The organism is Hyalangium sp. (assembly GCF_035629615.1).
GTDB lineage: Bacteria > Myxococcota > Myxococcia > Myxococcales > Myxococcaceae > Hyalangium.
Map to the genome: position 1 here is coordinate 25206 of NZ_DASPHO010000740.1, position 6191 is coordinate 31396.

Sequence of the window (6191 nt, forward strand, 5' to 3'; positions counted from 1 at the left end):
GACAAGCCTGCAACCCCTGGAGGGCATGCTTTACGTGCCACGGCGCGGCGCGTAAAGTCCGCGCCCTTTCCGACCTCCAGGGACCCCCAACACCGATGGGCCAGGCCAAGCGCAAGGAGAAAGCCAAGGCGAAGAGCCAGGAGCGAGCTCGGGCGAGAGCCCTGGCGCTCGCTGCGGAAAAGCCTGCCGAAGGGACTCCCGCGAAGAGCGCCGAGGCAGCACCGGATCAGGGCGCCGAGGCCACCCGCCCCTCCTCCCCTGCCGAGAGCACCCCTGCTGCTCCTGCCTTCACCCCCTGGGTAAAGCCCGAGGGACTGTCCCGGCGCGGCTGGGGTGTGCTTGCGGCCATCCTCGTCGCGGCCCAGTTCCCCCTGCTCCACTACTCGCTGCTGCGCGGCGAGCCCGACGTCACCACCCAGGTGCCCTACCAGCAGGACTTCTCGGATCGCTCCGTGGTGGAGCGGGACTTCTTCAGCCTGGGTGGGTACTGGCGCGTGGCGAACGGCCAGCTGCTGGCGCCGCAGGTGAAGAACAACCCGCTCTGGCTCCAGGCGCGGCTGCCGGAGGACGTGGCCGTGGAGTTCGACGTGCGCTCGGAGTACCCCGAGGGCGACATCCGCGTGGAGCTGTTCGGCGACGGCACGGATCCAGGCTCCGGGTACGTGCTGGTGCATGGTGGGTGGAACAACACGCAGTCCGTCCTGGCGCGCCTGGACATGAACGCGCCCTCGCTGAAGTCGCTCCAGCAGCAGCAGCGCGAGCTCAAGCCCGACACGCGCGTTCGCGTGGAGTCCAACAGCTTCCCGGTGCAGCTCGGCCGCAGCTACCACTGGCGCATCGAGCGGCGCGGCACGCTGCTGCGCTGGAGCATTGACGGCCAGCCCTTCCTGGAGCTCAACGATCCGTTCCCGCTCAAGGGCCCAGGCCACGATCGGCTGGGCCTCTCCGGCTTCGAGTCGCAGATCTTCTTCGACAACCTGCGCGTGCTGCCGGTGGATGCCTCTGTCCCCTTCGTTCCGATGCCGGCTCCGCCGCCGCTCCCGCCGCCCGGGCCCTTCGCCGACACCTTCGATCGCGAGACGCTGGGCGACGACTGGAACCCCACCAACCCCTCCGCGGTGAAGCTGGAGAACGGGGCGCTGACGGTGCAGCTGATGCACAACCGGCCAGTGTGGCTCAAGCGCCCCATCCCGGCGAACGCCACCATCGAGTTCGACGCCTGGACGAATGATCCGGGCGGCGACATCAAGATCGAGGCCTGGGGAGACGGCCGCTCCTTCTACGCGGGGGATCTGCGGATGCAGTACACCGCCAGCGGCTACGTGTTCATCCTCGGGGGCTGGCGCAACACCCAGTCCACCATCGCCCGGCAGACCGAGCACACGCCCGATCGCTCCGTCCGGGACGGCAAGGCCGTGGAGCCCGGCAAGCGCTACCACTTCACCCTCACCCGCCGCGGCGCCACCATCGAGTGGCTCATCGACGGCCAGCCCTTCCTCTCCCTCCGGGATCCTTCCCCGCTCGAGGGGCCACGGAACCAGTTCTTCGGGTTCTCGGGCTGGGAGACGAAGGTCCACTTCGACAACTTGAAGATCCAGCCGCTGTAGCTCTTGCTCGGCGGCCATCGAGGAACCAAACGTGCGCAGAGTGGGAATCTTCGGTTGGGGTGTCGTTGCCCCGCGGTCCAAGGACATTGACGCCTTCGAGCGAAACCTGGCCTCCGCGGAGAGCTGGTTGACCCCGTTCAACGGCTTCGGTCCGGACAACTTCCTCGTGGGGATGCCGGAGTTCGACTTCGCCGAGTACAAGCCCTGGGTGGACGCGCGCTTCCCGTCCAGCCGCTTCGCGCAGCTCGAGAAGAAGATGGGGCAGCCCACCCTGTACGCGCTCGCCGCCTTCATCCAGGCGCTGCGGCAGAACCCGGGGCTCGAGCAGGAGCTGCATTCGCTGGGCATCCGCTCCCACGTGTACGTGGGCACGGGCCTGGGAGATCTGCCGACGATCCATGACATCACCCTGGACCTGCACCGGGCCCAGCGGCGGTGGGATCGGTTCTGGGCAGAGCCCTCGCGCAACTCGGCGCGGCGCCAGTGGCAGGAGACGCGCGAGCCTCGGCTCGGAATGCCCCCCGCGCCCGAGACGGTGGAGGAGCTGGAGCGCGATCAGGCCGAGGAGGCCTGGTGGCACTACTGGGCCGGACAGTCTCCGGAGCTGCGCGAGTACCTCAACGAGCAGCGGGACATCGAGGGGCTGGCGGTGGAGGGCGACGTGGAGTCCTCCAAGCTCGCCGTCATCAAGGAGAAGCGCACCCGCACCGCGAAGCTGCAGAAGAAGTGGGGGGCGCCCGAGCCGCCGTGGAACTCGGTGTCCGCCAACGTGCTGTGGAACATCCACAATGGCCCGGCGTCGCAGGTGTCCATGCTGGGCAAGCTCACCGGCATGACGTTCGCGCCGGTGGCGGCGTGCTCCTCGTTCGGCTACGGGCTGAAGCTGGCGATGGACGCCATCCAGCGCGGCGACGCGAAGGCCGTGGTGATGGGGATGACGGATCCTCCGCCGCACCCGCTCGTGGTGGGAGGCTTCTACAACGCCCGCGTCATCGCCGCGGACCGCATGGTGTCCAAGCCGCTCACCGCCCTGCGCGGCACGCACGTGGCGGGCGGCGCGGTGCTGTGGATCCTCGGGGATCTGGAGTACTTCACCGCCAAGGGCTTCAAGCCGCTGGGCATGGAGCCGCTGGCGGTGGGCGTCACCGCGGATGCGGACCACATCATCACGCCCTCCAAGGAGGGGCCCACGGCGGCCATCCAAGCGGCGCTGACTGCGGCGCAGTGTGGGCCCGCCGACGTGGGGAGCTGGGATCTACACGCCACGGCCACGCCGGGGGACTTCTTGGAGGTGGAGACGCTGCGGGGGCTGCTGCCCGAGTCCGTGCTCGTCACGGCGCGCAAGGGCACGTTCGGCCACGGCATGTCCGCGGGCGGAGGGTGGGAGCTGACGGCGCAGTACCTGGGCTATGCCCGGGGCCGCATCTACCCCACCCCGCTGCAGGGCTCGGAGCTGAACCGGGAGATCGGCAAGGTGCACGGCCGCTTCGTCTACGACCAGGAGACGCCCGTGCCTCAAGGCGTGGCGGGCAAGCTCTCCATGGGCGTGGGCGGCATCAACGCCTGCGTCATCTCGCGTCCCTGGAAGTGAAGTCGAGGAAGCCGCCGAGCGCCTCGAGGTAGGGCTCGAAGGCCTCGACCTGCGGCAGGTGTCCGACGCCGGGCAGCTCGACGAGCTTTGCGCCGGGGATCGCCTCGGCGGCTCGACGGCCGAGCTTCGGGTAGTCACCCATGGTGGGCGCCACCTCGGGCTTTGCCCAGGCCCGGCCGAGCGCCGTCCGGTCGCGCTGGCCGATGACGAGGAGCGTGGGGACGCTCAACCGTGGCAGATCGTGGACCACGGGCTGGGTGAAGATCATGTCGTAGGTGAGCGCCGAGCACCACGCGATCCGAGAGTAGTCTGGGTGCTGGGTCCACCCGGCCTGGATCTCGAGCAGGCGCTCATACTCGGGCTTCCACTCGCCGGCATAGTAGCTCTGGCGCTGGTACTCGCGGAGGCTCTCCGGCGTGGCGGCGAGTTCCTGGCGATACCACTCGTCGATGCTGCGGTAGGCGACGAGGTCCTCATAGTCCTCCAACCCGATGGGGTTCACGAGCACGAGCTTCTCGGTCTGCTCCGGGTGCTGGAGGGCGAAGCGCGCCGCGAGCATCCCGCCCATGGAGTGGCCCACCACACTCACGAGCTCGACACCGAGAGCGCTGAGCAAGGCGCGAGTGTTCGCGGCCAGCTGAGCGAACGAGAACTGGTAGGCGGCAGGCTTCGTCGACTTGCCAAAGCCGATCTGATCAGGCACGACGACCCGGTAGCCCCGGGCCAGGAGCGCCCGCATGGTGGGCTCCCAGTAGGCGCCGGAGAAGTTCTTGCCGTGGAGGAGGAGCACGGTGCGGCCCTTCCAGTCGGCTGGCCGCTCGTCCATGTACGCCATGCGGAGCTGTTGCCGCTGTGAGTCGAGGACAAGTTCGTGGACGACGAACGGATACGCGTAGCCGCGGAGTTCGGGATCGAGCCCTGGCACGCGGGACACAGGCGTCGTCGCGCAGGCAGTGGCCAGCAGAAGAAGTGCTGCGAGCAAGGAGATGGGGCGCATACGAGGGTGACTATTGCCGAGGCGCATCTGCCGGAGTGAGCTGACGCTGTAACAGCAGCCACCGAGTGTGGCCGGTGTAACATGCGAACGAGTCAGTCCCCTGACCGGGGGCGAGCCAAGCCAACCTGTCTACTTGTATGACAGGTTCGGGCAGAGCGCCGCCGGTTCAGCCTGCGTCCTGTCGTCGAGTTCCAGGGAGACCGTGTCGGCTTCAAGGGGTGCATTAGAAACGCCAAGGAATGCGTCGGCGATGCCGAGCCGATGCTCGCTGTCGAAGAGGAGCTCTACCGGAATCCGGAGCCTTTGCCTCCCCGCCGTGGCAAGTCATTCCAGCAGTGGACCACTTCCAAGTCATGCGATCCGACCACCAGCCCCTGGCCCGATCACGACCAACCGCGTGTACGCTGCCCATAGCGTGGGCACAACCGGGCACGAGGACCTCATGAACGGACGACGACAGTGGTGGTGGCTGCTCATGAGCGCCGTACTTGCGTCCTGTGTCGCTTCGCAGCCCATGGCGAGAGCGACAGAAGGCTGCGAGACAGAGCCTGAAGCCGCCTCCTTCGAGCAGCTCTGTGAGGAGGACGGGACCCTGCTGGCCCTGTGCGAGCAACGACAGTGCGGGGTGTACGTCTGCCGAGAGGTCGCTGAGTTCCTGACGGCAGGGCACGTGGTGCCCACGAAGGGTGGGGGGTTCTCGCTGCCCGGCGCTGGGTTGGGAGTGGAGCGTTACTGGGGGAGCGCACAGGGGTTACCCCAAAGCACGCGACCGGTATTCATCATCCCGTGGGGCCCGAGCGCTCCACGAGAGTTGCTGCCCAGCCAGAAGCAGATGCTGGCTGAGGCTGAGGCGTTCCGGAAGCGGCCTCACGAACAGCACCACATCTACTCGCAGGCGTTCAGGCCGTGGTTCACCGAAAAGGGAATCAACATCGATGAGTACATCCTCCTTCTAGAGGTGCCGGAGCACCGGCGCATCCATCGGGGCGTCAATGGAGGTCCGTGGAATGAAGCGTGGCGGGTGTTCATCGAGAACAACAGAGGAGCGACACCGGAGGAGATCCATCGTCACGCCGGCAAGCTCATCTACGAGTTCGGGCTACTCGGAGTCGTCACGCCTTACCGTCGCTGGACGCCACAGCCTCCTCCTATCCAAAGGTATTGAGGAGCCATGCGCTTCTATTGGCTGCGTCGTGCCAGTCCCCCCCTCTACTCGGGGGGATACGATGACGAACACAAGTGGGGCCTGCCAGGCATCCACTGCCCGGAGTGTCATGCCACCTGGTCAGACGGCTCGGATGCCTACCCCTCTGTCGATCTGTCTGAGTTCCCGGAGCGGCAGAAGTACTCGGCCCGCTTGGAAGCGGACTACGCGGAGTTCGAGCGTCTGCGCGAGCAGGTGCGTCCCCTGGTGCCACCTGGCGTCCGCCTTGGGCCTGGAACCAAGTTCGGCCCTCTGGTAGGCGCCGCCCGGGGAGAGTTTGGCCCGTTGTGTCTGCACAATCCCTGGACACTCCTCATGAAGCCCGAACCCCTGGAGCGACTGACGACGGAAGGCGTCCGTGGATTGAAGGCGTGCCGCACGGAGCTGCGTTTTCGCAAGAAGAACCCGCCCGAGTTGCTGGAGTTGGAGCTGCTACCACACGGTGGCGTGCATCCTGACTGTCTGCCCGTCGACCGTTCTCCTCCGTGCACCCGATGTGGCCGACTCGGCTGGAAGCTTCCGGAGGACCCTGTCCTGGACGCAGCGACGCTGCCGGACAGCCTGGACCTGTTCCGGCTGGAAGACTTCATGACGATGATCATTGGGACCGAGCGCTTCGTGGAAGCCGTGCGGAGACTGGGCTTCGAGCAGGACATCCTCTTCCGCGAGCTGCCGCTCCGGTGAGCCAGGCTCACTTCTTCGGGTACTTCTCCCGCGCCGCGGCCTCCAGCGTGGCGGCGGCCTCCGGGTCGATCACCTGGAGCAGCTCCAGTTCCAGCTCCAGGTCCCGGA

5 protein-coding genes are annotated in these 6191 nt (G+C 67.2%); 4 read left to right on the forward strand and 1 reads right to left on the reverse strand.

The window, feature by feature from the left end:
* Window positions 1–95: 95 nt before the first annotated feature.
* A complete protein-coding gene (locus VD972_RS36940) occupies window positions 96–1607 on the forward strand; it encodes a hypothetical protein (protein WP_324993526.1) in 1512 nt (503 codons plus the stop codon).
* 31 nt (window positions 1608–1638) lie between these two features.
* Window positions 1639–3198, forward strand: coding sequence for a beta-ketoacyl synthase N-terminal-like domain-containing protein (locus tag VD972_RS36945; RefSeq protein ID WP_324993527.1), 1560 nt, complete (start codon window positions 1639–1641; stop codon window positions 3196–3198).
* On the opposite strand, the gene VD972_RS36950 is transcribed toward VD972_RS36945, so the two are convergent.
* On the reverse strand, window positions 3176–4195 hold the full coding sequence (locus VD972_RS36950) for an alpha/beta hydrolase (protein WP_324993528.1): 1020 nt from the start codon (window positions 4193–4195) through the stop codon (window positions 3176–3178). The genes VD972_RS36945 and VD972_RS36950 overlap by 23 nt on opposite strands.
* 397 nt (window positions 4196–4592) lie before the next feature.
* Between VD972_RS36950 and VD972_RS36955 the strand changes: the two genes are divergently transcribed.
* Together VD972_RS36955 and VD972_RS36960 are read left to right on the forward strand one after the other, a co-directional pair.
* Window positions 4593–5360 (forward strand): TIGR02269 family lipoprotein, encoded by a 768-nt coding sequence (locus VD972_RS36955; RefSeq protein ID WP_324993529.1) that lies wholly within the window; start codon window positions 4593–4595, stop codon window positions 5358–5360.
* 6 nt (window positions 5361–5366) lie between these two features.
* The gene (locus VD972_RS36960) at window positions 5367–6083 is read left to right on the forward strand and encodes a double-CXXCG motif protein (RefSeq protein WP_324993530.1); all 717 of its coding nucleotides are present in this window, start codon (window positions 5367–5369) and stop codon (window positions 6081–6083) included.
* Window positions 6084–6191 lie beyond the last annotated feature (108 nt).

Excerpts from the sequence above, each read along its gene's own strand:
- VD972_RS36960 (WP_324993530.1), top strand. The coding sequence starts at position 5,367 with ATGCGCTTCTATTGGCTGCGTCGTGCCAGTCCCCCCCTCTACTCGGGG.
- VD972_RS36950 (WP_324993528.1), bottom strand. The coding sequence starts at position 4,195 with ATGCGCCCCATCTCCTTGCTCGCAGCACTTCTTCTGCTGGCCACTGCC.
- VD972_RS36940 (WP_324993526.1), top strand. The coding sequence starts at position 96 with ATGGGCCAGGCCAAGCGCAAGGAGAAAGCCAAGGCGAAGAGCCAGGAG.